The sequence below is a fragment of the Mycobacterium sp. SMC-17 genome, assembly GCF_045310915.1.
Classification (GTDB): domain Bacteria; phylum Actinomycetota; class Actinomycetes; order Mycobacteriales; family Mycobacteriaceae; genus Mycobacterium.
In genome coordinates, this window is the sequence record NZ_JBJIAK010000146.1 from 1 (window position 1) to 1,460 (window position 1,460).

General features: G+C 65.1%; 1 protein-coding gene. It reads left to right on the plus strand.

What is annotated here, in order from left to right:
• Window positions 1-149: 149 nt before the first annotated feature.
• A complete protein-coding gene (locus ACJH7A_RS30475) occupies window positions 150-1,385 on the plus strand; it encodes an IS256 family transposase (RefSeq protein WP_036437208.1) in 1,236 nt (411 codons plus the stop codon).
• Window positions 1,386-1,460: the final 75 nt, after the last annotated feature.

Sequence of the window (1,460 nt, forward strand, 5' to 3'; positions counted from 1 at the left end):
GGCTAAGTCCCCTGGGGTGGTGGGAATTCGGGGACGGGGCTGAGGTGGGCGGAGATGTTCAGGCCGTGTCGGTGCCGGTGTTGGGGTGGGCCATCGCGTAGTGGTCAGTGAGTTACGTACCAAAGTGACTCACCGAAGGAAACCGCGCGATGACCCTTGACCATTCTGCCCTGCTCGCTCAGCTCGATGCACTGAAGTCCGCTGACTCGGGTGCGGTGTTCGCCGAGTTGATCCGTTCCGGGTTGCAGCAGCTCATCGAGGCCGAGGCCACCGCGGCGATCGGCGCGGGCCGTTACGAACGCAGCGACGGCCGCACGGTGCACCGCAACGGGCACCGCCCCAAGACCGTCTCCACGACCGCCGGGGACATCGAGGTGCAGATCCCCAAGCTACGGGCGGGATCGTTCTTCCCGTCGCTGCTGGAACCCCGCCGGCGTATCGACAAGGCGCTGCACGCGGTCATCATGGAGGCCTACGTGCACGGGGTGTCCACCCGCAGCGTCGATGACCTGGTGACGGCGATGGGCGTGCAGACCGGGGTGTCCAAGTCGGAGGTGTCGCGGATCTGCGCCGGCCTGGACCGCGAGATCACAGCGTTTCGGGAACGCTCGCTGACCCACACCAGCTTCCCCTACGTGTTCTGCGATGCCACCTTCTGCAAGGTCCGCGTGGGGGCGCACGTGGTCTCCCAGGCCCTGGTGGTCGCGACCGGCGTGTCGATCGACGGCACCCGTGAGGTGCTGGGCACCGCGGTCGGTGACAGCGAGTCGTTCGAGTTCTGGCGCGAGTTCCTCGCCTCGCTTAAGGCGCGCGGCCTATCGGGGGTGCACCTGGTCATCTCCGATGCGCACGCTGGGTTGAAAGTCGCTGTGGCACAGCAGTTCACGAACTCATCGTGGCAGCGGTGCCGGGTGCATTTCATGCGGAACCTGCATACCGCGGTATCGGCCAAACACGCCCCGGCGGTTACCGCGGCGGTCAAGACCATCTTCGCTCACACCGAACCCGACGAGGTCGCCGCGCAGTGGGACCGGGTCGCCGACACCCTGGCCGCGTCGTTCCCGAAGGTGGCCGCGATGATGGGCGAGGCCAAGACCGACGTGTTGGCGTTCACTGCGTTCCCGAAGGCGCATTGGCAGAAGATCTGGTCGAATAATCCGATAGAGCGTCTGAATAAAGAGATCAAGCGTCGGGCCGATGTCGTGGAGATCTTCCCCAATCCGGCGGCGTTCCTTCGCCTGGCCACCGCGGTGGTCATCGAATCCCACGACGAGTGGCAGGTCACCCGCCGCTACCTCTCCGATGTCTCCATGGACGAACTACGCGCCGTGATCGCCGCCAAACACGCCGCGGCAGCACTTGCCAAACAACACCAAATCGCCTAGCGTTCACCATGACTCGTTGATCACAACGCGTGAACCACGCCAGATCCGAAGTCCACCACTCCCCGGGACGCTATC

Bases quoted from the DNA above. Each gene is read 5' to 3' on its own strand.
- ACJH7A_RS30475 (WP_036437208.1), top strand. From the start codon at position 150: ATGACCCTTGACCATTCTGCCCTGCTCGCTCAGCTCGATGCACTGAAG.